This window comes from Duffyella sp. Ts4 (assembly GCF_051851875.1).
GTDB classification, from domain to species: Bacteria; Pseudomonadota; Gammaproteobacteria; order Enterobacterales; family Enterobacteriaceae; genus Duffyella; species Duffyella gerundensis.
The window spans coordinates 68,202-91,194 of the sequence record NZ_JBLYPN010000003.1; the positions used below are offsets into that span (position 1 = coordinate 68,202).

Here is a 22,993-nt window from a genome sequence, read left to right on the forward strand (position 1 = left end):
TTTTCCCAGTATGGTTCTTAAAACTGCATCGTTTGTGTTAAAGCGGAACGTTCATGACTGGCGGCATCGGGCTGGCTGCGCCACTGGATCACGCCTGGCGTGGTGGCTAACTCAAAAGGCTCGCTGCTGTGCGCGCGATTGAGGATGCGCGCCGCGCGCCACGCCATCAGGCTCAGCTGCGGTTCAGCGATGCCCAGGCTGTGCATACCGGCGTTAACGGCAAACAGGCTGTTCTGCTGCGGGCCGTCCCAGTTCAGCGTGAAGTCGGTGTTCACCTGGAAACCTTCATCGTCATCAACATGCAGACGGTGCGCCACCGGCGCCAAAAACGCCGGGCGTGCCGCCTGATAACCCGTGGCAAAAATCACCACGTCGGCGTCGAGTTGCTCTTCGCCATCATCCAGACAGTGTTGCAGCGTCAACCGTTGCGCATCGCCCACCGGCGTCACTGCCGTAACGGAGCGGGAGGGTAACAAATGCGCCCAGGGTTTTTCGCGCAACACTTCAAATTTGTGATACATCGCACGGTAAATTGCCAGAAGCGATTCCTGCGTGATGCCGTCAGAGGTCATGCGCTGCTCATTCAGCAGGCGATGACGCACTTTCTCATCCAGTGAGGAGAAGCTTTCGAGGTATTCCGGCGTGAAATATTCGTTAGCGAACGCCGCTTCATCCAGCGCGTTGTAGTTATTGCGACGCGACACCCAGTTCAGTGAGGCTGGCTGGCCCCATTCACCGCGAAAAATATTCAGGAACAGGTCTGCGCCGCTCTGGCCGCCGCCCACGATAGTGACGCGCTTGCCGCCCAGCGCCGGCGTGCGCAGCATCATTTCGCTGGCGTGGAAACAACGGTCGCTGCGTTCGGTGACGCACGAAGGCAGGTTGATTTGCTTGCCGATGCCGAGACAAACGTGGCGCGCGCGGTAATGGCCCTGCGAGGTTTTCACATCAAACAGTTTGGCGTCGTCATCAAAGGTCACCTGCTCCACCGCCTGACCAAAGGCGAGGTTGCTCAGGCCGTCGGCGGCCCAGCACAGATAGTCAGCGAACTCCTCGCGTGACACGGTACGCTGCTCGGTGGTCAAAAAGCGGTAAAACTTTTTCCGCTTTACCAGATAGTTAACGAAGCTGTAACGGTTAGTGGGATCGACCGCACTGACCAGATCCTTCAGGAAGCTGGTTTGCATATAGCAATCGGGCACCATCATGCCCGGATGCCAGGCGAAATGCGGCTTGCGTTCGAGGAACAGCGAGCTGAAGCCTTCGATGTTTTCAGCCAGCGCGGCAACGCTGAGGTTGAAAGGACCAATGCCAATGCCGATAAAATCGTAAGTCTTCATGCTACTGACTCCCGGGTAACGAGATAGAGGGGATTATCCAGATCGGTTAAGTAGTTCGGCAACATACGGCTGCCGCCATCCTGCTCAGAAAAGGTGAGTTTGACCGGATTAAGCACCACGCGAATAATCTGCGGCTTAAACAGATCGAACAGCGCAAAGCGCGCGGCCAGCTCAGGATGCTGTGCCATGTAGTTGTCAATGACGCTGGCCAGCAGCTGATAAAAGCGCGTTTCACTGACGCCGCAGCGCTGGGTCAGCCGCGAAATAAAGCGCAGCACGGTAACAAAATGGCCGGTTTGCAGATCGTGAATCAGGTAATCCGCGCTCAGGCGCGCGGTAACGGCTTTTACCTCAGGCGGCAGCGACGCGGCCTCCGGGAAATCCTGATCGACCAGGCGCATATCGCCCTGAAAATCCTTGAGTAAAATGCGCTGCGGAATGTGATCTTTCATGATCAGCGTGACGTTTTGGCCGTGGGCGATCAGCGCCACGCCGTAGCGGCACATCAGGTGGTAAAACGAAATCACCACTGCGCTAAACAGCTGGCTGAGCCACGCTTCGGCAGACAGACCGGACTCAGCGATCCAGGCGTCAATCAGCGGCCGTCCGGCATTATCGGTTTCCATCAGCGCAGCCATTAACACCGCCTGCTCGCCCGCTTGCAGATAGCAGGAGGGATTTTCGCGCCAGATCACACCCAGCATCTCCTGATAGCGATACGGCGCGCCGGGCAGCGCGGCGTAACCGTCGTGGGAAAGATAACCGGCAGCGGGCTCACCAAGAATATGTGCGCCGGTGGCACGCAGCGTGGCGTCAGCGGCAAACTGCTGCTGCAGCCAGCGCGAGGCCAGCGGACCGGCGGCGATATATTTGCCCGGAATGCCGCGATAGCAGGAGGTGTTGTAGATGGTCAGCGGCAGCTTGATGTCATACGGCACCACGCGACTGACGTTGGTCAGCGTACGCAACGACTGCTGTGCGAGATAGTCATCGCCAAATTCGCCCAACTCAACCATTTCGCCACGCGCCAGCTGCGGCAGAAAATGCAGCGCGATTTTTTGCTGCCACTGCCATGGATGCAGCGGCACCGGCAGCCAGTTATCGTTCAGCTGGCACGCCGTCCAGTGCTGCTGAAAACGCTGGCGTTCGTCGTGATTCATGGCGCTGCTCAGCAGCGCATCGAGATCGCAGGCATCATCGCTGCTCCAGACCAGCAGATCGCGGCGCACCGCAATCCAGTGCAGGCGAAAACGGCCGCGATATTCCGGCGCATAGGCGCGCAGTGCATCCACGCCCCAGCCGCGACGGCCTTTGTTAAAGATGAATTTCGGATGGCCGCTGAGCAAACACTGCAACTCATCCGGATCCAGCGCAATCAGCGCACCGGCATCCAGCTGTTCGCGCGCTTCCAGCAACTGCATATCACCGCGCAGCGTGGCGTAGAGATCTTCCAGATGTTCAGCCGTTTGCGCATCGCTCATCTTCAGCAATTCCGCCAGCTGGCGCAGGGTGCGTTCCGCCTCTACTTCCGCGCCGCTGCGGGTGGAAAGCGTGGTGGGATCGATATGCAACCAGCCCCAGATGCCGCGCGTGGCGGCAAAGTGCCAGGTCTCATCCTGCACGGCGATCGCCCATTCGCCCGCTGCCGTTTCGCTTGCCGTTAATGCCCGCTCATATTCCAGCTCGGCGAGGATTTTAGCGACCATTTCGCGGTTAACCCGCTGCCACAGCGCCAGCTTCATAGTCCCACCTCGCTGAAAAAGCGTTGGCGGGTACTCATCACCAACCGGGAACGTTTGTGCGGGAAATCGAACTCTTTCAGCGTCTGGTAACCGGCCAGCGGCAGATGACGGAACAGGCGCTGATTGTCATAGCGCGGCTCAGCGACCACGCGTTCGGTGCGCGGTTCATTGAGGAAAAGATAGTGGGTTAAGCCACGCAGCCAGCTACGTATGAAGTGCGCACCGCGCCATTTCTCCTCGCCAACCAGCATATGCAGGCCGCGATCGAACGGCTGCCAGCGAAAGTGACGACCAATGCGATCTTCCGCCGCCCAGTAAACTTCAAAATAGCCAAACGGCTCATCGTCAAAGCAGCCAATCAGCGGATAGCAGTAGACGGAATCGAGCTGCGCGCGCAGATGTTTTTCCTGCTCTTCCTGCGGCCCGGCCATCTCCCAAAAGGCATTCACGCGGGGTGAGTTCATCCAGCGGGTGAAGCGTTCGGCGTCTTCAGCGATATCCGCCACGCGGAAGCTCAACGTGCGCCGACACTGCGCATCGTAGCGGCGATAGACTTCGCCCTCTGGCCGCCGGGGACGCTGCGGATAAAACAGCTGGCGCGCATCGTCATATTGCATCGCGCCGCTTGCCACCGACTGCTCGCCTTGCAACCACAGCGGCAGCTGCCAGAAACGCTCACGCGCCAGATAATCGCCCTGCGCCAGCGCAAACAGCTGCTGCGCGTCGGCATCCTGCTGCCAGCTCGCCCACGGCAGCTGCACGCCGCTGAGCTGCGGTGCGGCCACCAACAGTTGGTCGATGGCATCCACCAGCCAGCCGTTCGGCACCTGCGCCGGGCGTGCCAGGGTCGCGCTGCCATCAAGGCCAAAACCACAGGTCAATGGCTGCCCGATTTTCTCGCAGTAAAAGCCGCCGTCGCGATGGACAATATGAGCCGCTGACATCATTTCACTCCTGAATAAAGGGGATTAGCAAAATCGAAATAGATCACCGCCGGATCGACAATGGTGTTCTCGTTGTGATCGTGCAGATAGCAGAAGAAGTTGCCTTTGCACTGCCAGTAGCGGCTGTCCAATACGAAGTCGAGGCAGGTGCGATCGTTCACCTGCTGACGCAGCGCGGCCAGCGCGTCGCGCACCCGTTGATTGCAGGCGGCTTCGCTGTCGAATCCCGCGGCGGCCAGTGCGGCGGTGACCGCGAGGGTTGAATTCATCAGCAGGTAATAGGGGAAGTAGCGCAGCAGCTGCTGCTCACTGAAGCGATTTTCCGCGTCAGCCTCGCGGTATTTCTCCAGCCAGGCCTGTGCGCTGGCGGTGAACGCACTGCCCTGGCAATCGCGGTAGATCATGCCCACCGGCAGATCCTGCTGCATCTCGACCAGAATATTTTGCTGATGCGCGAGCAGCGCCACGCCGTAATCCGCTTCGATGCGGAACAGCGGCACCAGAACCTGTTCGCAATAGGCCTGCAACCAGCAATGCGCTGCCTGTTGTGGCGTCAGGCTCAATCGTTTGGCCAGTCGCCGCACGGCTGCGGTCAGCAGACTATCGCCACCGTCCGGTGCGGCCTGCGTCAACGACACCAGCACGTTGGTTTGCGCCTCAGGCTGCGCTTTCAGCAGGTTGACGCGGAAGGCGAGCAGGCTCTCTTCCTGCACCACGCCGTGCTCATCTTTGATGCCCGCCCAGCCATCTTCCTGCATCACGCGCAGGGTGGGATGGCGCAGTTGCAGGCCCTGCCATTCACGGGTGGTCGCCAGCCGCGCCAGCCGCATGCCGCGTTTAACCTCTTTCACCGACAGCGTGCGCAGCGAATTGGTCAGGCGAACGCTCAGCGAAAACTTCAGCATGTCGCTGCCGTGGGCAAAATAGATGGCGCGCGATGAGCTGGTCGGCAACCAGCTTTCTCCCGCCTCGCCCAGATCACGCAGCTTGCCGCTGGCCATCAGCCGTTGACACCACGGCTGTTTGAGCAGATGGCTTGCCTGCCACGGATGCATCGGCAGCAATGCGGTATCGTCATCAAGGTGTGTCAGCAGTGCGGGCGCGCTTTCGCTCACCAGCCGAATCAGGCGCTGCGGCAGCGTCAGGTTAAGGCTCTCGCCCGCCAGCTGCTCGCGGGCAATGGCAAACCAGCGCAACGGGAAAGCAGAAGCAAACTCGGGCAGATAACGGCGCGCTTCGGCATCGCTGAACGGCTCATGGGATTTAGGGGCCGGATGAAATGCGTGTCCCGCCAGCAGCGCCTGCTCTGCCTCGCCAAAATTCAGCGGGCGATCGCGCAGGCGTGACCAGTCAGGACGCGCCGCAATTGCCTGCCAGGTGTTGCGATGGCTCTCCTGCACGCGCTGGTTAAAGCGTGTTATCACCGCCGGGGCTAACTCGCCGGAAACGCCGGGCTTCTCCAGCAGCAGCGTGGTCAGCGCAGCGAAGTCCAGCGGCTGTCCGGTGCTGTCGTCATCGCGGCACAGCCGCGCGGGAAAGTGATAGTGGTGATGTTGCGTCGGTGAGACGTAGCGCAGCGTGATTTCAATGTGGCGGCGATCGTCGAGCGGGATCACCAACTGTGAGCCTGCGCTGCCGTCGGCTGCGTGGCGTAACTGCCAGTCGTTGGTTTCGCGCATCAGCGCGTTAAGGAAGCATTGTGCGGCGATATCAACGGACATCTGCTCGGATAGAGAACTCATAAGCATACCCAGGACCAATGATGATAATGATTCTCGTTATGATAAGCATTTGTTTTACATTGGCAACAATATTTGCAATATTCTGTTGCACCAGGCTTACCAAACGCTGAAATAACTTAACAGAATCCTTACAAATCATGTTGACTCTCCTTTCTCGACTTAAAACAGAGCAGCCAGCGCGTTCGAACTGGTCGCTGGCATTTTGCGCCGGGCTTTTGGGCATTGGTCAAAACGGTTTGCTGGTCTCACTGCCGGTGCTGGTCACCGTGACGCATCTCTCGCTGGCCAGCTGGGCTGCCCTGCTGACGCTGGGTTCCATGCTGTTTCTACCCTCTTCCCCGTGGTGGGGCAAGCAGATTGAAAAACGCGGTGCCAAGCCGGTCGTGATGGCCGCGCTGCTCGGCTATATCCTCAGTTTTGTGGTGTTAGGCGCAGGCATTGCCCTGCTGGCGGCGTTGCCGCATGCCAGAGCCAGCGGTCTCGCTTTGCTGATTGCGGCGCGCATTATTTACGGCGTGACGGTGTCGGGCATGGTGCCCGCCTGTCAGGTCTGGTCGTTGCAGCGCGCCGGGCTGGAAGGTCGCATGGCAGCGCTGGCGACCATCAGCACCGGCCTGAGCCTGGGGCGATTACTTGGCCCACTGGCCGCCGCTGGGCTGCTGGCACTGAACCCGTTCGCCCCGATCTGGCTGATGGCGCTGGCACCGCTCGGCGCGCTGCTGGTGATTCTGCCGCAGCACGCCGCTCCCGCCAGCGCAGAACAGAGCACAGTGACGGCGCGCTTCAGCCTGCAACTACTGCCTTTTCTGGGCTGCGCGCTGTTGCTGGCGGCGGCCGTCAGCCTGATGCAACTCGGCCTGGCGCCGCGCCTGCACGCGATCTCTCAGCTCAGCACCACCGCCATCAGCCATCACGTGGCGCTGCTGCTGTCGGTGGCGGCGGCCAGCACGCTGTTAGCACAGCTGCTGGTGGTGCGCCCGCAAAGGCTGTTGCCGCTCCGGCTGCTGCTGGTAGCAGCGCTGGTGATGTCAGGCGGAATGATCGTGATGTGCCAGCCTTCGCTGCTGCTGTTTTACGCCGGTTGTGCCATCGCCTCGTTTGGCACCGCCATGGCGACGCCCGCCTATCAACTGCTGCTAACCGATCGGCTCTCTTCCGGCAAAGGCGCCGGGCTGATCGCAGCGGGTCATACGCTGGGCTATGGCATCAGCGCCCTGCTGGTGCCGCTGGTGGCACGCTATGCGGGCGAAGATAGCTTGATTGCCAGCGCGCTGATGTTATCGCTGGCTTTCCTGCTAACCACGCTGTTTATTCAGCTGCGCGGGCGAGCCACGCTCTAAGCACCGCCTGATTGCCCCTTTTCAGCCGCCTGCCTGGCGGCTACGCTTTTCTGCCCTGCGCCGCTGTAGTTTCAATTCGTTACTTTAACGCCACCCAACATGTTGGTTTTTCTGCAATGATTAAAACAAACCAGACGGCAGCGCATGCGCGCTGTTGCAGACATCAACCTCGCCGGGAGCCGATCATGCCGTTACGCTCACTACAGGCTATTTGCCTGATGAGTTTCTTTTTAGCCGACGTTCGCGACGGATTAGGCCCTTTTCTCGGGATTTTTCTTACCCAGCACCAGTGGCAAGCGGATGATATCGGTCTAGTGATGAGCGCGGGCGGCATCGCCGGGCTGCTGGTGACCATTCCGGCGGGCATCGTGGTGGACGCCACGCTGCGTAAGCGGCTGCTGATTATCGCTGGCTGCGTGCTGATCACCGCGGCCACACTGCTGCTGTGGTTTAACCATCAGGCGTGGGCAGCAGGCCTGTCGCAGGTCGTCACCGGCATCTCCGCCGCCTTTATTGGGCCAGCAGTGGCGGGTATCACGTTGGGGGTTGCCGGTCAGTCCGGTTTCAATCGGCAGATGGGGCGAAACGAAGCCTTTAACCACGGCGGCAACATGACCGCCGCGCTGCTGGCGGGTGGGGCAAGCTGGTACTGGGGAACCGGTTCAATCTTTATTTTAATGACCGGCATGGCGGTGCTGGCCGCACTGGCAGTCTCGGCGATTCGTGAGCAGGATATCGATCACCACGCGGCGCGCGGGCTGGAAAGTGGTGCAAAAGAGCAGGCGGTGCCGCGCCTGTCGATTCTGGCGAAAAACCCGGTGCTGGCCGTCACCGGCTTGACGCTGCTGCTGTTTCATCTGGCGAATGCCGCGCTGCTGCCAATGCTGAGCATGCGCGTCACCGCTTCCGGTTCTGACGCCATTAACCCTGGTTTGTACGCCGCCGCGACGGTAGTGATTTCGCAATGCGTGATGATCCCGGTGGCGCTGTTTACCTCGGCACGCGCCGAAAAGGTCGGCTATCGCGGATTGATTATGATCGCGCTGCTGGTACTGCCGGTGCGAGCGGCCCTGGCAGCGTGGTTTTCTGAACCGATATCGGTGATTCCGGTGCAGGTGCTGGACGGCGTTGCCGCCGGAATTTTAGGCGTGGCGGTGCCTGGCTACGTGGTGAAACTGCTGCGCGGCACCGGGCACGTTAATGCCGGGCAGAGCGTGGTGATGTTTATGATGGGCGCGGGTGCTGCCTTTAGCCCGGCATTAACCGGCGCTATTGCCACTCGCTATTCTTACAGCGTGGCGTTCGCCGTGCTGGGCGTGATTGCCCTGGCGGCGCTACTGCTCTGGTCGCTGGCGGGACGCGGCCATCAGGAAGCGATCCACCAGCCAGAATAAGGCCGCGGCGTGACGACGCCGTGGCCGTTTCGTTGCTTACGGCTGTGCCAGCGCCGGGTTGAGTTTAAATACGCTGACGCTGGCCAGCAGCGTTTCAGCCTGTGCCTGCAATGCCTGTGCCGCCGCGGTGGATTGTTGAGACAACGCGGCGTTTTGCTGCGTGGCGGCATCCATGTGTGTCACCGCCAGATTAACCTGATCGATGCCAACGCTCTGCTCGTTGCTCGCCGCCGAGACGTTTTCAATGAGCTCGCTCACCTGACGAATCCGCAGAATGATCTCCTCCATGGTGGTGCCCGCACCCTGTACCAGTTCGTTGCCCTGGCCGATGGAATTGACGGAGCGGTCGATCAGGATACGCACATCCTGCGCGGCTTTAGCCGATCGCTGCGCCAGCGCCCGTACTTCCGCTGCCACCACGGCAAATCCGCGTCCTTCGCTCCCGGCCCGTGCGGCTTCAACCGCGGCATTCAGCGCCAGAATATTGGTCTGGAAGGCGATGCCGTCGATGACGGTGATGATCTGATTAATCTCGTTGGAGAACTGGTGGATTTCGCTCATGGTATGCACCACTTTTTCCACCACATTACCGCCTTTACCGGCAATAGAACGGGCATCCTGCGCGATATCGCTGGCGTGACGCGCGTTCTGCGCATTGTTTTTCACCACCGACGTCAGCTCTTCCATTGACGCGGCGGTCTCTTCCAGCGCGCCCGCCTGCGCTTCATTACGCGATGAGAGTTCCTGACTGCCCTGCGCGATCTGAATCGATGCTGAGGCGATGGTTTCCGTGCCGCTGCGCACGCCAGAGACAATTGAAGTCAGGCTGCTGTTCATTTCACGCAGCGCGGTCATCAACTCGGCGGTTTCGTCACGTCCGCTTGGGCGGATCACGGTTTGCAGATCGCCCGATGCCACGGTGCGCGCAATGTTGACCGCTTCACGCAGGGGATGGGTAATGCTGCGGATCAGCCAAACGGTGATCAGCACACCGGAAAGTAAAATAGCCGCCATGGCGATCCATAACGTCATGCGCGTGGAGGCAAACTGCGCGAGATTTTGCGCCGCCAGCTGCTGGTTGAGCTTCTCAGCGTGCGCCAGCGTATGATGAACCACGTCATCGATCATTTTGGTGGGTCCGCGATCGATGCCGCTGACCTGACGATCGACCAGCTGAGCGCTGGCAAGGTTATGAATGTCGTAGCTTTGCAGCGCGGCGAGGTATTTTTGTTGCAGCTCAGCATGCAGCTTCAGCGTCTGCTTAACCTGCGCGGTATCCATGCCCAGCGCCGGTTGCAGCAGCAGCAGTTGATTCAACAACGCGGCGGTTTTATCGCTTTGCGTCAGAAAAGCCGCTTTGTATTTCTCGAAGGTCTCGGCACCCTGCGTGCCACGCAGCAAGGTGTTTTTCCACTCCTGCACTTGGATCTTAAACTGCACCTGCGCATTACGCGCGGTATCGATACTCTGCGCGACGCGCGTTTCGCTGGCCATGATGTCATTATTTTTTTGTAGTGCTTCAGCATTGAGCGTAATGCCGCGCAAACCGACAAACATTGTTGCCAGCAGCAGGATCGCGGCCATAACACTCAGTCTTTGCCCTATCGTAAAATGATTAAGCTTCATATTTTTTCCGTGGTGATAACAACAATGCACCGGAAAAGCCCGGTACGATCGTTATCGACATGATGAAGCCGGGACTTTATGACCGATAGCGGCATAATTGCCGATTATCCTGCGATGAAGTATCCCTGTTGCAGCCGACAGCCAAGGTTGCTGGCATCAACGGCCAGACACAGCGCCACGTCATCGGCAAAACCCCGTGCGCTCAGCTCACGCGCTGAGGCGCACTCGTACAGCGTGGCGATCTCACACTGTTGCCATGCCGCCGCCGCCGCTGCGGCCTCTGGCGACATATTGCCTCCCAACGCGGCAATGATACTGCCCGCGGCAAGGTAATCTTCTGCCGCCGGACGCAATGAGCCATCCGGCCATTTTTCACCGCAGGGGATCACCAGAATGCGCGAAGCGTCGGCACAGGCACGCGCGGTGGCCGTGCGGTTACGAAAGCAACCGCTCCATGTGGTGACGCCCAGCTCAGCGGCGCGAAAGGCGATGGCCGATCCATTCGGCGAAGGCAGTACAAGCCGACTGCCCGTAGGGAGATCCACAAGGGAACAGGGCGACAGCGATCGACCCTGACCGCTAAAGCGCCGCTCTGAGCTGGCAGCCTCGGCCCCCAGCGACGCAGCATAGTGTTGCGCAGATTCATCTTTCCACGGCCACGGATAGATCATCGCGCCTCTCTCTACCGCCAGACTGACGCAGGTGGAAAAGGAGATCGCATCCACCACAATCGCGCAGTCGATGGTTTCATGAAGCGCTTCCAGCGCCTGAATTCCCCATTCGAGCCGTACCTTAAAACCGTCTTGTGTGTACCAGGTCATTTTTTCTCCTTCAGAAAAGCGAATTGCGATTCCTCCGCGCAAGCAGCGCAGTCTGTTCTACGATCTAAGGCTGAAAAATCATGATAACGAGGTTTATATGGCTACGCGCCCCGTTCTGGTGTTTGACGTCAATGAAACGCTGCTGGATTTGGAACACCTGAGCCCTTTTTTCCGCAGCACCTTTGGTCGGGATGCCGCAATGCGCGAGTGGTTTGCGCAGACCATTCTCTATTCACAGTCGCTCGCGCTGACCGGGCAATTTACGCCGTTCGGCGAGTTGGGCCTAGCGGTGCTGGATATGCAGGCAACGCTGGCAAACCTGACGCTGAATAATGAGCAACGTCAGCAGTTTACGACGCTGATGCGCACGCTGCCGCCGCATGCCGATGCGCTGGCGGCTTTACAACGCCTGCAACAGCACGGTTTTCGGCTGTTTACGCTGACCAATAACAGCACAGACGCGCAGGCCGCCCAGTTGGAAAAAGCGGGCATGCTCGCCTGTTTTGAACGCCTGTTCAGCATTGAAGATGCCGTGCCGCCCGCCTGCAAGCCCGCGGTGCAAACTTATCGGCAGGTGGAACAGGCGCTCACTGTTCAGGGCGAGGAACTTTGCCTGGTGGCGTGCCATACCTGGGATATCGTCGGCGCCCGCGCGGCGGGCTGGCATGCAGCGATGATTTTACGTCAGGGTAACGCCACGCTGGCAGCCGGACCGCAGCCCCATTATGTCTGTGAGGATCTGCATGCGCTCAGCGATAAACTCATCGCCGCGTATCCGCTGAATGATTTTTCTGGTCGTCTGTGAGGGATGGCCACGACTGACGCTGAATAACCGTCCGGTAGCCATCATGATCGCAGAACGTCTGCCCGTTACGGTCCCAGTACGGATTAACGGCGGGCAGACGGCAAAATCCGGCGGCAAGCATATTTTCGCAGGTGGTGAGCCAGGCTTCTTCGTCAGGCAGATACAGCACCAGCATATCTTCCTGCGTGGGTGTTGGCCGCAATGGATGCGCATCGCACTGGGTAAATTCGAGATGCCAGGGCAGATCACGCTGGCCCAGCATCATGCCGCTGAAGCCATCATGATCGGTAAAGGCGCCCAGCTGTTCAAGCCCCAACCCACGGCAATAGAGCGTGCTGCTCTGCATCAGAGAAGTGACCGGACGCGCAACGCGCAGGGTTAAAAAAAGCATGGTGTTGTCGCCGTGTTGAAAACCCAAAGCTATCACGACGACGGTGCAGTAAATTGTTGCCCGGTGCTGCGTTACAGCCCACCGGCAAGATCGATAAAGCTGCCGCTGCAGTAGGAGGCGTTGTCGCTGATAAGCCAGGCGATGGCGGCCGCCACTTCTTCCGGTTGACCGCCACGCTGCAGCGGCAGCGCATGCTGCACGCGAGCAATGCGATTTGGTTCGCCGCCCTGGGCGTGAATGTCGGTATGAATCAATCCGGGACGCACCGCATTCACGCGAATGCCCTGCGAGGCCACCTCTTTTGACAGGCCAATGGTCAGCGAATCCAGCGCACCTTTTGAAGCGGCATAATCGACATATTCGCCCGGCGCGCCAAGACGCGAGGCCGCCGAAGAGACATTCACAATCGCCCCGCCTTCGCCGCCATATTTCTTCGCCATGCGCTTTACCGCTTCGCGACAGATGACAAAAGGCGCGGTCACGTTGAGGGCAAAAACCTGGTTGATACGTTCCACGGTAAGATGCTCAACCGTGGTCTGCTGATACAGCGTGCCCGCGTTGTTCACCACCGCGCCTAACCGCAGCGGCAACGCATCAATCACGGCGAACAGCGCCATGATTTGATGCTCATCGCTGAGATCGGCCTGCACCACCTGCCCGCTGCCGCCTGCGCGCTGCAACTCAGCCAGCACCGCCTCCGCCTTTACCGCGTTCACGTGATAATGCACCAGCACAAACCAGCCTTCACGCGCCAGCTGCAGGGCGGTGGCTCTGCCGATTCCTCTTGATGCCCCCGTGACTAACGCTATCTGCATGGTGTGATCCTGTTGATGACGGAAAGGAATAAGTGTAATCCGGCGTGGGAAAAAAGCGCGAGGGCAATGCGTGGTGAAAACGTAACGTTCAGGGATCGGCGTTTTACGCCGCCTTACCGAACGTTGAACAAGGCAAATGGCAATGTCCAGTGCCCTCTGCCCTGTTGCACCACGTCATAAAAGGCGGGCTGCGCAACTCACTGAAGTTTGCTCAGGATTTCCATTGCGGCTTTCACCCGCTCGGGATTGGGATAGTTTTTATTGGCCAGGATGACAATACCTACCTGCTTTTGCGGGATAAAAGCGACATAAGCCCCGAATCCGCCGGTTGCCCCGGTTTTGTGCACCCAGGTTGCCTGGTGTGGTGTCACCGCATCGCTTTTTATGAGCTGCTGCGGCGCGAGAGCAACGTTACTGTCAGCGCCCGTCGCGATAATGGATGATTGCTCAGGCCAGTTGAGCATTTCCCATCCCAGACCCTGATATAGCGCGTCGGTGCGATAAAAGCGCGTCTGAGCAAGCTTCATGGCCTGCTGCAATGTGGGATCGGTCACCTGTTGCGGGTTCATATTGGCCTGCATCCAGCGCGCCATGTCTTTAATGGTCGACTTGACGCCATAAGCTTCGGCATCCAGCATGCCGGGCGATACGTGAACGGCTTTGCCATCACGGTAGCCCCAGGCGTAAACGTCCTGCTTATTTTGCGGCACATTAATAAAAGTGTTTTTTAAGTTCAACGGGGTAAAAACGCGCTGTTGCATGGCTTTCTCAAACGTCATGCCGCTGGGTTTTACCGCCAGCAACCCGAACAGGCCAATGCTGCTGTTGGCATACAACCGCTTCTCACCAGGCGACCATTGTGGTTGCCACTGTTGGTAGAAGCGAGCCAGCTGCGCCTCACTGGTGACGTTATCAGGAACCTGTAAAGGCAAGCCGCCCGCGGTGTAGGTCGCCAGTTGCAACAGCGTAATATGTTGCCAGTGCGGCAGAGCAAGCCGTTGCCAATATTTGCTCGCCCGATCGTTAAGCGCGATCTCGCCTTTTGCCACGGCAACGCCTCCCAGCACGCCGGTAAAGGTCTTGCTCACCGATCCCAGCTCAAACAGCGTATCCGTGGTGACCGGGCGACGTTGAGCTTTATCCGCCATGCCCCAGACGTAGTAATAAGACTGGCCTTTGACATATACCGCCACGGCCATGCCGGGAATATCCTGCTGTGCCATCAGACGCATGATCGGTGGGCTGACGATCGCGTTGATATCGGTGGTTGTGGCCTGGCTTAATGAACACGCTGCGATCAGCGCGGTTGTGGCTAACACCTGAGAAATCACTTTCACTTTCATTTTTTTCTTCCCGATTGAACATTGACGGCGATTCTGGCTGCTTTAACTATCTGCTTCAAACTGTTAATTTTATTGTCTGTTATAAGTTTTTCTTACAGGCTATACGATGGTTCGCCCTTACATTCCGCTGAATGCCCTGCGCGCGTTTGAAGCAGCCGCGCGTCATCTAAGTTTTACTAACGCCGCGATTGAACTCAATGTCACCCATGCAGCGGTCAGTCAACACGTCAAGGCGCTGGAGCAGCGCTTAGGCTGCCCGTTGTTTATTCGAATTTCGCGTGGACTGACGCTGACCACTGAAGGTGAAAGCCTGCTGCCAGTGTTGAACCATACGTTTGATCACATCGCCGAGACGCTGGATAACTTTTCAACCGGCAAGCTGCGTGAAAAAATCAAGGTAGGAGCGGTCGGCAGCTTTGCCACCGGTTTATTATTACCGCGCCTGCATGACTTCAACCGCCGCTATCCGCACATCGAATTGCAACTCTCCACCCACAATAACCGCGTTGATCCTGCTGCTGAAGGTCATGATTTCACGGTGCGTTTTGGCGCAGGCGGCTGGCACGGCACCGAGGCGCAATTTATTTGCCCAGCGCCCTTTTCACCGCTCTGCCATCCCGATCTGGCGCGGGAATTACACCACCCCGCTGACGTCGTAAAATACACCCTGCTGCGCTCATTCCGGCGGGATGAATGGAGCCTGTGGCTACAAAGTCTGGAGCAGCGCCCGCCTTCGCCTTCGCACCCCGTGATGATTTTTGACTCTTCGCTGACCATGATTGAAGCGGCGATGTTAGGCGCAGGCATCGCGCTGGCGCCGGTGAAGATTTTTGAGCGTCAGCTGCAAAACAAAATGCTGATTCGGCCTTTTGCCGCGGAGATCGATCTTGGCGGCTACTGGCTGACCCGTTTGCATTCACGGACAACCAGCCATGCTATGACGCTTTTTTCTGGCTGGCTCGCCGAGCAGTTCGGCGGGTAACGCGCCTTTTCAGCAGTGTTGTTGACAGGACAGCAGGCTACGTCGTTCAACGGCGCCGCGCTCAACCCTCAGCACACGGAGTCAGTCTTGCCGGGAAAGCAGATTCTGCTGACTTCATCTCTTATTGAGCAATGTGCCGATCCAGAAAGGCCTGAATCACCGGCACGATGATGCTGGCATGGGTTTCCAGCGCAAAGTGGCCAGTGTCGTAGAAGCGAATATCCGCCCCGGGCAGATCGCGTTTCCAGGCTTCCGCACCTGCGGGCAGAAAAAACGGATCGTGCTTGCCCCATACCGCCAGCAGCGGCGGCTGCGTGTCGCGGAAAAACTGCTGAAAGCGCGGGTACATCGCCACGTTGCTGGCGTAATCCAACAGCAGATCGAGCTGAATCTCCGCATTGCCCGGCCGTAAAATCTGCATTCCCTCCAGCGTGTAGCCGTCGGGCGACACCAGGCTCGGATCGCTCACGCCCTCAAGATATTGCCATTTGATGGAGGCGGGTGTGGGGAAATCTCGCAGTGCGTCGCGATTCGCCTGCGTTGGCTCACGCCAGTATTGCTGGATAGGTGCCCAGCCCGCGCCCAGCCCTTCCTCATAGGCATTGCCGTTCTGGGAAATGATGGCGGTGACACGCTGCGGATGGGCAAGCGCCAGCCGCCAGCCTACTGGCGCGCCGTAGTCATGCACCATCAACGCATAGCGATCCAGCTTCAGCCGTTCGGTAAACTGTCCGATGGTGTCGGCCAGCTGGCTGAAGGTCCAGGCGTAATCCCCGGCGGCGGAAATATCGGTAAAGCCAAAGGCTGGCAAATCGGGGGCGATGACGTGATAACGCTCGGCGAGGGCAGGAATCAGATCGCGGAACATGAACGAAGAAGCCGCAAAGCCATGCAGCAGCAAGATAGTGGGTGCCGTCGGGTTACCGGCTTCGCGGTAGAAGATTGTGACGTTATCGATCTGCTGAAAGCGGTAATGCAGCTGAGTGGTGGTGCGAGCGACATCATCAGCTGAGTTAAGAGCCGTGGTCATGACAAATCCCCTTGTAACCGTTAAAATATGAATTTGAAGGTTACGAGGCTTTTTGGTAACCTGTCAAATATATTTTATCAGTTACAGGCTACCCATGACTTCTGACAGCACTCACTCCGCTACCCTCTTTCTGGCGGACAATCTCGCGCTGGATTTTATCAACAGTGCGTACGGCGTGGCAGAACAGCAGCACGACTGCTTTACCGACGATCGCAGCGTGATCGCGTGGTTAACCAGTGCAGGTGTGTTATCGGATGAGGTGGCACCGCCGCGCGGGCTGCTGGCGCTGGCTCGTGAGCTGCGTGAAGAGTCACGGGCGTTGGTGAAGGCCGCAATGAACGGCACGGCAAGCGATGCCACGCTGATCAACAGCGTGCTGGAAGCGGGCCGCCCGCAACAAAAACTGGCATGGCACGATGAGACGCAGCAATTCTACCTGCGGGCCTGTGCGGACCACAGCAAACCAGCAGGCCTGCTCTGGCCGATAGCGGATGCGTTAGTGACGCTGGTAACCAGCGAGAAATTCGAATTTGTCCGCCAGTGTGAAGCCCATGACTGTATTCTGCTGTTTCACGATCTGAGCAAATCTCACCGCCGCCGCTGGTGCAGCATGGCGACCTGCGGCAACCGCATGAAAGTCGCGGCGTTTCGTTCCAGAAAAAGCCAGTAACCCGAGCGGGAACGTTTCATAGCGACGAAAAACTGACGAGGAAAGCGATGATTTCTAAAGAGAATGCTGAACATTACGTTTGGGGCGAGCAGTGCGACGGCTGGCATCTGGTTAAGCAGCCGGGCATGAGCGTGATTCACGAAAGCATGCCCGCCATGACGCAGGAAGCGCGGCATTATCATACCGTCGCGCGGCAATTCTTTTTTGTGCTCAGCGGCGAGTTAACGATGGAAATGGAGGGTGAGATACAGCAGCTTAGCCGCCATCAGGGCATTGAAATTCCCCCGCTGGCGAAACATCAGGCGCGCAATGAATCGGCGCAGGCGGTTGAGTTTCTGGTGATTTCTCACCCCACCACCCGTGGCGACCGCGTGAACGTCGATTAACCCATTAATCACAATCCAGCCGCATCAGGATTTCATCATAAAATGTCCCGTTAACGTTAAGCGCGTGGCGATCGCGCGCCCATTCTTTGAAACCCAGCGAGTGGTAGAGACGAATGGCGCCTGTATTGCTGGCGGTGACGCTAAGGCGCACCGAACGGCATTCCGTTTGCGCAAAGTGCAAAGCATCAAGGATGAGCGCACGGGCCAGCCCGCAACCGCGTGCCTCCGGGCAAAGATAGACTCCCCACAGCGAAGCGATATGGCGGATTTTTGCCGCCTCACTGCGCGCAACGCCCACCACGCCCTGCATGTCGCCGTTATCGTTAAATCCGGCAAAAACCGCATTATTGCATAGCCGTTGCGCAAAAAAATTCAGCGGCTGCTGCTGCTCGCTTTCCCACGCTGCGCCAAACGCTTCGGGATGCTGTTGTAACGCGGCCAAACGAATCTGTCGAAAAGCTGCGGCGTCGGCGGCGTCGAGGCGCCTGATAAAATGTGTCATGCTGTTGTCCTGTGATTCCGCCTGATTGATCAGGCACTGGCGCGGGTGATTAACTGCCACGGCATCATAATACGTTCTGCGGGCGAATCGGGATCGTTGATGCGCTTCAGCAGCAGCGCACACGCCTGTCTTCCCATTTCGCGCGACGGCTGCGCCAGCGTGGTCAACGGCGGCGAGACCATTTCCGCCAGCTCGGTGCCGTCAAATCCGGCTACGGCAATATCCTGCGGCACGCGCAGCCCCGCCCCGGTAATGGCGGCGATTGCGCCCGCGGCCAGCGTGTCAGAGACGGCAAACACCGCATCTGGCTGCTGATTCTCCGCCAGCAACGCGAGCATCGCGGTTTTACCGGCATGAAAACGCAGCGCGCTGGCGTAGCCGATCGCCTGCCATGACAGCTGCCGCTCGGCCAACGCCTGTTGGTAGCCCTGTTGCCGCAGTTGAGCATATTTGTAGTCGAGATCGTGATTGATCAGCGCAATACGTTGACGACCGCCGTCGGCCAGATAACCCACCAGCTGCTGCGCGGCCGCCACGTCGTTAATGCCCACACAGGAGACCGCGCCGTCATCGGCATATTCTGCGCATTGCACCCACGGACGGGCACCGATTAATGGCGCCAGCTCCGGCAGTGTGCTGAACGCATCCATGGTAATCACGCCATCGACGATTTTACCCGCCAGCAGCTGCAGGCTGGACCGCGAGCGCGCGACATCGGAAGCTGAATTACACAGCAAAATACGATAGTGATTCTGTTCCGCCTGCTCTTCAATGCCTTTCACCACTTCGGCGCAAAACGGGTTGGCGATGTCAGAGACCATCACCAGAATCATTGAGCTGCGCGCGGTACGCAGTTGACGCGCCAACAGGTTGGGCTGATAGTTGCTGTTGGCGATCGCCTGCAACACTTTTTCCCGATTGGAATCTTTGACCGAATCGCTGTTATTCAGCACCCGCGAGACGGTGGCGACCGACACACCGGCCAGGTGGGCAATTTTTTGAATCGACATGGGCATGGCGCTTCCTGCACGGCATAAAGGGTGCGCGCGAATCAGCGCGCACCGGACAGATTATTCCAGCCCGAGCTGAGCGCGTACGCTGGCACGATCATCCTGCTGCGCGGCAAAATCATCAAAGGCGCGTTCGGCCACCGGAATGATATGGCGGCGAATAAACTCTGCCCCTTCGCGCGCGCCGCTATCGCCCTCTTTCAGGCAGCATTCCCACTCCAGCACCGCCCAGCCAGCATAATCATACTGCGCCAGCTTGCTGAAAATGCCGTTGAAATCGATCTGACCATCTCCTGGTGAGCGAAAGCGACCGGCGCGATCGATCCAGGGTTGATAGCCGCCATACACGCCGTTGCGCCCATTTTTGACGAACTCGGCATCCTTGACGTGAAAAGCTTTGATGCGCGTGTGATAGCAATCGATGAATTGCAAATAGTCGATATGTTGCAGATGCAGATGGCTGGGATCGTAGAGAATGTTGCAGCGCGGATGATCGTCAACCGCTGTGAGAAAGCGCTCAAAAGTCACGCCATCGTGCAGATCTTCGCCGGGATGGATTTCGTAACAGAGGTCGACGCCGTGGCGATCGTATTCATCAAGGATCGGCCGCCAGCGACGAGCCAGTTCCGCAAAGGCTTCTTCAAACAGCGCGGCGTTGTGCGGCGGCCAGGGATAAAACCACGGCCAGGCGAGCGAACCGGAAAAGGTGGCGTGTGCGCTGAGCCCCAGTCTGGCCGATGCCGTTGCCGCCTGTTTCACCGTGGCCGTGGCCCACTCGGTTCGCTTTGTGGCATTGCCCCGTACCTCAGCCGGCGCGAAATGGTCAAACGCCGCATCGTAAGCAGGATTGACCGCCACCAGCTGCCCTTCGAGATGGGTCGACAGCTCGCTGATCGCCAGGCCGTGTTCGGCCAGCAGCCCGGTAATTTCATCGCAATAAGTCTGGCTGGTTGCCGCGCGTTGCAGATCAAAAATCGCCTTATCGTGGCAGGGAATTTGCAGCGCTTTGTAACCCAACGCAGCGGCCCAGCCTGCCAGCCCGGCAAGGCTGTTGTAAGGTGGCTGTTGCCCGATAAACTGCGACAGGAATATTCCCGGTCCTTTAACTGTTTTCATCGTTACCCCTCGCTGTCAGCTCTGCTCATCGCGATAGTGAAATGAGAAGAGGAAAATTAAGGCAATGACCGCCGCGGCGATGGCCGGAATCCACCAGAACAGCGCCCAGGCCGCGGCCGTCTCCTGACCGGCAACCACCTGATTGTAAATTGCACCGGAGATCTGCGAGCCGAGCAGCATGCCGATGCCGTAGGTGAACATCACCACCATGCTCTGCGCCTGGCCTTTGACCTGATCGCCCGCGATGCGGTCGGTATAGATAAATCCCACCACGAAGAAAAAATCATAGCAGACACCATGCAGCAGGATGCCGAGGTAAATCAGCATGCGGCTTTCGTCGTTCATGCCCAGCGCAAACAGCGCATAGCGCACAAACCACGCGCACATGCCGATAAACAGCATGGTTTTCACGCCGAGGCGGCGAAACAGCAGCGGGATCACCAGCATGAAGAAAATTTCTGATATCTGGCCGAAAGACATCAGCGAGCTGACATCGCGGATACCTGCATCGGCCAGCCAGGACGCGGTAAAGGCGTAATAAGTACCGAGCGGCACGGAGATCAGCGTGGCGCAGAGGGCAAAGATCAAAAAGTGGCGAATCTTAAGCAACGCAAAGGCGTCGGCGCACAGCAAATCACGCATTTTCACCGGCAGCCCTTTTGCCGGTGCAGGCGTATGCGGCAGCGTCAGGCTGTAAGCCGCCAGCAGCACTGAACAGACGGCGGCCACCGAGAAAATCGCCACGCTGGACGCGATACCGGTGATACCGATAAATATCCCGGCGGCAATCCAGCCGATGGTGCCGAACACGCGCACCACCGGAAAACTCTTTTCGCTGTTATTCAGCGCATAAAAGGCGATGTTGTTGGTCAGCGCCAGCGTCGGCATATAGCAGAGCGTATAGCCAAACAGCAGACCAATCAGCAATGCGCCATTTTCCGCGATCAGCGCCTGGGGCACAAACCACAGGATCGCCGCACCGGCCAGGTGCATGATTGCCAGTACTTTCTGGGAAGGGAAAAAGCGATCCACCAGCATGCCCAGCACAAACGGCGAGAGGATCGAGGCGATCGGTCCGGCGGAAAAGGCGTCGCCAATCAACAATGACATGTTATGCCGGGTCATGACCAAACCCAGCGTGACCGACCAGCTGCCCCAGATAAAGAACTGCATAAACATCATCAGTGACAGACGGGGAATAAGCAGCGGTTGACGGCTGATCGCGGCGGTTGAACGCAGGGTTTCAGTGACCATAATGATTCTCGCTGGCAAAAGTAATCGATTACAAACGGGGTAAGGTAAAAGTAATCGATTACTTGCTGCCTGTTTTTTGCACAGATCACATTCCTGAAAAAGAGTGTCGTCACGCAACCATTGCACGATATCGTCTGCCACCAGCAGCATGCTTCCGCATTAGCTTATCGCGATCGCTAACGTTATGCGTAACCGGATTAGACCAACGGTATAACGCCTAAAACTGTTGATTTGAAGGGGTAATTTACTCGCACAGCAGCGCCTGGCGGCGATCGAGACGGATTACGATTTTAAGGCCAGTGATGTAAAAAGCGAGCCGAAGGGAACCTATGCTGTTGCTGTTTATGCGCTACTTTCGACAGCGGGAAGTGACATCTGAGCTGAGAAATACGGGCGGTAATGCAGATACAGGCATGATGGGCCTGTCTGGCCCGCAGGGCGGCGGCGTGGCATTTTCCAGAGCGGTCGGAAAGCGTAAAGAAAAATCGCGCCAGCCTGCGCGGTGTGGGTAGGGTTATGCCCGAACGTTACTTTACAGGGTTTTGAAGGAGAGGCAGGTCGGAAATATCAATGGTTCATATAACCATGAATTACGCGCTTAACGTGGCTCTTTACATCATTGGACCGCGAATCCGGATTAAGGATAAGAATGATTTACAGATTTTACATTTTTATTGCCTGCGATTAATTCTTTGTTTTGTTTACAGAAAAAAACAAACGAACCGCAGATGATAATGAGAACAGTTACCGTTACGCTTTATTTTTTTAATTTCAGCAACCAGACTTTTTCCTGCATTCCGACAGTTATGTTAACCAGGAGAAAATCATGTTTCATCACTCATCAAAACTTCAATATCCGGTACGCGTCGAGAAACCCGATCCGGAATTTGCCATGCTGCTACAGCAGGCAATTGGCGGTGTGGAAGGTGAAATTCGCGTGGCCATGCAGTACTTTTTCCAGGCGATGGGCGCACGCGGCGATGCGCGGATCCGCGACCTGCTGATCTCAACCGCCACCGAAGAGTTGGGTCATATCGAAATGCTGGGCTATGCGGTGGCACTTAACCTTGAAGGTGCCCCGCTCTCTTATCAGGAGGAGTCGGCAAAAGACCCGGTAATCAACGCCATTCTCGGTGGCATGAATCCGCGTCACGTGCTGTCATCGGGTCTTGCCGCCCTGCCGGTTAACGCCAACGGTGTGCCTTTCGATATGAGCCATATTTATGCCTCCGGCAACGTGGCTGCCGATATGCTGGCTAACGTCACCGCCGAAGCCACCGGTCGCGTGCTGGCGACGCGCCTGTACAATCTTACCGAAGATAAAGGCATGAAGGATTTCCTCTCATTCCTGATCGCCCGTGACACCATGCATCAGCAGCAGTGGCTGGCCGTGATTGAAGAGATGGGTGGCCTGAACGCATCGCTGCCGATTCCGAACAGCTTCCCGCAGAGCGATGAAGCGCAGGAGCACTCCTATTATTGCCTGAACACCTCGCTGGATAAACCGCTGCCGAAAGGTCGCTGGAGCGAAGGCCCTTCTTACGATGGCAATGGCCAGTTCACCGCGAAAGAAAAGCCGGAGATTCTCGGTCAGGAACCCGATCTGGGCAGCGCACGACCAGGTTCAGGCGCGCAGAACGAGCAGATCAGCGGCGCATCCATCCCACCCATCCCGCCGGTGAAGTAATCGGTTCACGCCCGCTGGCGTGACGGGTTCTGCGGGGCGCTTTCAGTGGCGTC

Annotated in this window: 21 protein-coding genes; 7 read left to right on the forward strand and 14 right to left on the reverse strand. The window is 58.0% G+C overall.

Annotation, left to right across the window (positions count from 1 at the left end; translation table 11 throughout):
* Positions 1-17: 17 nt before the first annotated feature.
* Genes ACJY2L_RS05710 through ACJY2L_RS05725 form a run of 4 tightly spaced genes read right to left on the reverse strand, consistent with a single transcriptional unit; the run spans position 18 to position 5,768 of the window.
* Positions 18-1,340, reverse strand: coding sequence for a lysine N(6)-hydroxylase/L-ornithine N(5)-oxygenase family protein (locus ACJY2L_RS05710; RefSeq protein ID WP_439213163.1), 1,323 nt, complete (start codon positions 1,338-1,340; stop codon positions 18-20).
* Entirely contained in the window at positions 1,337-3,082 is a 1,746-nt protein-coding gene (gene iucC, locus ACJY2L_RS05715; protein ID WP_439213164.1) for an aerobactin synthase IucC, read from the reverse strand. Before iucC ends, ACJY2L_RS05710 begins: the two co-directional genes overlap by 4 nt.
* Complete coding sequence (locus ACJY2L_RS05720; protein WP_439213496.1) at positions 3,079-4,026, reverse strand: GNAT family N-acetyltransferase; 948 nt, start codon at positions 4,024-4,026, stop codon at positions 3,079-3,081. Before ACJY2L_RS05720 ends, iucC begins: the two co-directional genes overlap by 4 nt.
* Positions 4,026-5,768, reverse strand: coding sequence for an IucA/IucC family protein (locus ACJY2L_RS05725; RefSeq protein ID WP_439213165.1), 1,743 nt, complete (start codon positions 5,766-5,768; stop codon positions 4,026-4,028). Before ACJY2L_RS05725 ends, ACJY2L_RS05720 begins: the two co-directional genes overlap by 1 nt.
* Positions 5,769-5,905: 137 nt before the next feature.
* Between ACJY2L_RS05725 and ACJY2L_RS05730 the strand changes: the two genes are divergently transcribed.
* Entirely contained in the window at positions 5,906-7,108 is a 1,203-nt protein-coding gene (locus ACJY2L_RS05730) for an MFS transporter (protein ID WP_439213166.1), read from the forward strand.
* A 185-nt stretch (positions 7,109-7,293) separates the two neighbouring features.
* Positions 7,294-8,502 (forward strand): MFS transporter, encoded by a 1,209-nt coding sequence (locus ACJY2L_RS05735; protein ID WP_439213167.1) that lies wholly within the window; start codon positions 7,294-7,296, stop codon positions 8,500-8,502.
* A 36-nt stretch (positions 8,503-8,538) separates the two neighbouring features.
* Here ACJY2L_RS05735 and ACJY2L_RS05740 read toward each other — a convergent pair whose 3' ends face one another.
* Positions 8,539-10,128 (reverse strand): methyl-accepting chemotaxis protein, encoded by a 1,590-nt coding sequence (locus ACJY2L_RS05740; RefSeq protein ID WP_439213168.1) that lies wholly within the window; start codon positions 10,126-10,128, stop codon positions 8,539-8,541.
* Positions 10,129-10,232: 104 nt separating this feature from the next.
* Positions 10,233-10,949 carry a 2-phosphosulfolactate phosphatase gene (locus tag ACJY2L_RS05745; protein ID WP_439213169.1) on the reverse strand — a complete coding sequence of 239 codons (717 nt, stop codon included), beginning with the start codon at positions 10,947-10,949 and terminating at the stop codon, positions 10,233-10,235.
* 97 nt (positions 10,950-11,046) lie between these two features.
* Here ACJY2L_RS05745 and ACJY2L_RS05750 point away from each other — a divergent pair, with 97 nt between their 5' ends.
* Positions 11,047-11,754 (forward strand): haloacid dehalogenase type II, encoded by a 708-nt coding sequence (locus ACJY2L_RS05750; protein ID WP_439213170.1) that lies wholly within the window; start codon positions 11,047-11,049, stop codon positions 11,752-11,754.
* Here the strand turns inward: ACJY2L_RS05750 and ACJY2L_RS05755 are convergent.
* From ACJY2L_RS05755 to ampC, 3 genes are all read right to left on the reverse strand, one after another.
* A complete protein-coding gene (locus ACJY2L_RS05755; RefSeq protein WP_439213171.1) occupies positions 11,711-12,145 on the reverse strand; it encodes a VOC family protein in 435 nt (144 codons plus the stop codon). The two genes, ACJY2L_RS05750 and ACJY2L_RS05755, sit on opposite strands and share 44 nt — an antisense overlap.
* A 71-nt stretch (positions 12,146-12,216) precedes the next feature.
* A complete protein-coding gene (locus ACJY2L_RS05760; RefSeq protein ID WP_439213172.1) occupies positions 12,217-12,960 on the reverse strand; it encodes an SDR family oxidoreductase in 744 nt (247 codons plus the stop codon).
* 197 nt (positions 12,961-13,157) lie between these two features.
* A complete protein-coding gene (gene ampC, locus ACJY2L_RS05765) occupies positions 13,158-14,303 on the reverse strand; it encodes a class C beta-lactamase (RefSeq protein WP_439213173.1) in 1,146 nt (381 codons plus the stop codon).
* Between the two features lie 106 nt (positions 14,304-14,409).
* Between ampC and ampR the strand changes: the two genes are divergently transcribed.
* Positions 14,410-15,285, forward strand: a complete 876-nt coding sequence (ampR, locus tag ACJY2L_RS05770) for a LysR family transcriptional regulator AmpR (protein ID WP_439213174.1) — start codon at positions 14,410-14,412, stop codon at positions 15,283-15,285.
* Positions 15,286-15,406: 121 nt separating this feature from the next.
* Here ampR and ACJY2L_RS05775 read toward each other — a convergent pair whose 3' ends face one another.
* Complete coding sequence (locus ACJY2L_RS05775; RefSeq protein ID WP_439213175.1) at positions 15,407-16,315, reverse strand: alpha/beta fold hydrolase; 909 nt, start codon at positions 16,313-16,315, stop codon at positions 15,407-15,409.
* Between the two features lie 94 nt (positions 16,316-16,409).
* Here ACJY2L_RS05775 and ACJY2L_RS05780 point away from each other — a divergent pair, with 94 nt between their 5' ends.
* On the forward strand, positions 16,410-16,985 hold the full coding sequence (locus ACJY2L_RS05780) for a CGNR zinc finger domain-containing protein (RefSeq protein WP_439213176.1): 576 nt from the start codon (positions 16,410-16,412) through the stop codon (positions 16,983-16,985).
* A gap of 47 nt (positions 16,986-17,032) precedes the next feature.
* The gene (locus ACJY2L_RS05785) at positions 17,033-17,371 is read left to right on the forward strand and encodes a cupin domain-containing protein (RefSeq protein ID WP_439213177.1); all 339 of its coding nucleotides are present in this window, start codon (positions 17,033-17,035) and stop codon (positions 17,369-17,371) included.
* Positions 17,372-17,375: 4 nt separating this feature from the next.
* Here the strand turns inward: ACJY2L_RS05785 and ACJY2L_RS05790 are convergent, their stop codons facing one another.
* The 4 genes from ACJY2L_RS05790 to ACJY2L_RS05805 are packed head-to-tail and all read right to left on the reverse strand — an operon-like array spanning position 17,376 to position 21,253.
* Positions 17,376-17,873 (reverse strand): GNAT family N-acetyltransferase, encoded by a 498-nt coding sequence (locus ACJY2L_RS05790; protein WP_439213178.1) that lies wholly within the window; start codon positions 17,871-17,873, stop codon positions 17,376-17,378.
* Between the two features lie 29 nt (positions 17,874-17,902).
* On the reverse strand, positions 17,903-18,883 hold the full coding sequence (locus ACJY2L_RS05795) for a LacI family DNA-binding transcriptional regulator (protein WP_439213179.1): 981 nt from the start codon (positions 18,881-18,883) through the stop codon (positions 17,903-17,905).
* 60 nt (positions 18,884-18,943) lie between these two features.
* The gene (locus ACJY2L_RS05800; RefSeq protein WP_439213180.1) at positions 18,944-19,999 is read right to left on the reverse strand and encodes a sugar phosphate isomerase/epimerase family protein; all 1,056 of its coding nucleotides are present in this window, start codon (positions 19,997-19,999) and stop codon (positions 18,944-18,946) included.
* A 15-nt stretch (positions 20,000-20,014) separates the two neighbouring features.
* Positions 20,015-21,253: an MFS transporter gene (locus ACJY2L_RS05805; RefSeq protein ID WP_439213181.1), complete on the reverse strand. Its 1,239-nt coding sequence runs from the start codon at positions 21,251-21,253 to the stop codon at positions 20,015-20,017.
* A gap of 826 nt (positions 21,254-22,079) precedes the next feature.
* Between ACJY2L_RS05805 and ACJY2L_RS05810 the strand changes: the two genes are divergently transcribed.
* Positions 22,080-22,940, forward strand: a complete 861-nt coding sequence (locus ACJY2L_RS05810; protein WP_067436847.1) for a manganese catalase family protein — start codon at positions 22,080-22,082, stop codon at positions 22,938-22,940.
* Positions 22,941-22,993 lie beyond the last annotated feature (53 nt).

Coding starts and splice junctions, on each gene's coding strand:
- ACJY2L_RS05810 (WP_067436847.1), top strand. CDS start 22,080: ATGTTTCATCACTCATCAAAACTTCAATATCCGGTACGCGTCGAGAAA.
- ACJY2L_RS05750 (WP_439213170.1), top strand. CDS start 11,047: ATGGCTACGCGCCCCGTTCTGGTGTTTGACGTCAATGAAACGCTGCTG.
- ACJY2L_RS05745 (WP_439213169.1), bottom strand. CDS start 10,949: ATGACCTGGTACACACAAGACGGTTTTAAGGTACGGCTCGAATGGGGA.
- ampC (WP_439213173.1), bottom strand. CDS start 14,303: ATGAAAGTGAAAGTGATTTCTCAGGTGTTAGCCACAACCGCGCTGATC.
- ampR (WP_439213174.1), top strand. CDS start 14,410: ATGGTTCGCCCTTACATTCCGCTGAATGCCCTGCGCGCGTTTGAAGCA.
- ACJY2L_RS05735 (WP_439213167.1), top strand. CDS start 7,294: ATGCCGTTACGCTCACTACAGGCTATTTGCCTGATGAGTTTCTTTTTA.
- ACJY2L_RS05755 (WP_439213171.1), bottom strand. CDS start 12,145: ATGCTTTTTTTAACCCTGCGCGTTGCGCGTCCGGTCACTTCTCTGATG.
- ACJY2L_RS05720 (WP_439213496.1), bottom strand. CDS start 4,026: ATGTCAGCGGCTCATATTGTCCATCGCGACGGCGGCTTTTACTGCGAG.
- iucC (WP_439213164.1), bottom strand. CDS start 3,082: ATGAAGCTGGCGCTGTGGCAGCGGGTTAACCGCGAAATGGTCGCTAAA.
- ACJY2L_RS05805 (WP_439213181.1), bottom strand. CDS start 21,253: ATGGTCACTGAAACCCTGCGTTCAACCGCCGCGATCAGCCGTCAACCG.
- ACJY2L_RS05800 (WP_439213180.1), bottom strand. CDS start 19,999: ATGAAAACAGTTAAAGGACCGGGAATATTCCTGTCGCAGTTTATCGGG.
- ACJY2L_RS05740 (WP_439213168.1), bottom strand. CDS start 10,128: ATGAAGCTTAATCATTTTACGATAGGGCAAAGACTGAGTGTTATGGCC.
- ACJY2L_RS05760 (WP_439213172.1), bottom strand. CDS start 12,960: ATGCAGATAGCGTTAGTCACGGGGGCATCAAGAGGAATCGGCAGAGCC.
- ACJY2L_RS05785 (WP_439213177.1), top strand. CDS start 17,033: ATGATTTCTAAAGAGAATGCTGAACATTACGTTTGGGGCGAGCAGTGC.
- ACJY2L_RS05780 (WP_439213176.1), top strand. CDS start 16,410: ATGACTTCTGACAGCACTCACTCCGCTACCCTCTTTCTGGCGGACAAT.
- ACJY2L_RS05790 (WP_439213178.1), bottom strand. CDS start 17,873: ATGACACATTTTATCAGGCGCCTCGACGCCGCCGACGCCGCAGCTTTT.
- ACJY2L_RS05775 (WP_439213175.1), bottom strand. CDS start 16,315: ATGACCACGGCTCTTAACTCAGCTGATGATGTCGCTCGCACCACCACT.
- ACJY2L_RS05725 (WP_439213165.1), bottom strand. CDS start 5,768: ATGAGTTCTCTATCCGAGCAGATGTCCGTTGATATCGCCGCACAATGC.
- ACJY2L_RS05730 (WP_439213166.1), top strand. CDS start 5,906: ATGTTGACTCTCCTTTCTCGACTTAAAACAGAGCAGCCAGCGCGTTCG.
- ACJY2L_RS05795 (WP_439213179.1), bottom strand. CDS start 18,883: ATGTCGATTCAAAAAATTGCCCACCTGGCCGGTGTGTCGGTCGCCACC.
- ACJY2L_RS05710 (WP_439213163.1), bottom strand. CDS start 1,340: ATGAAGACTTACGATTTTATCGGCATTGGCATTGGTCCTTTCAACCTC.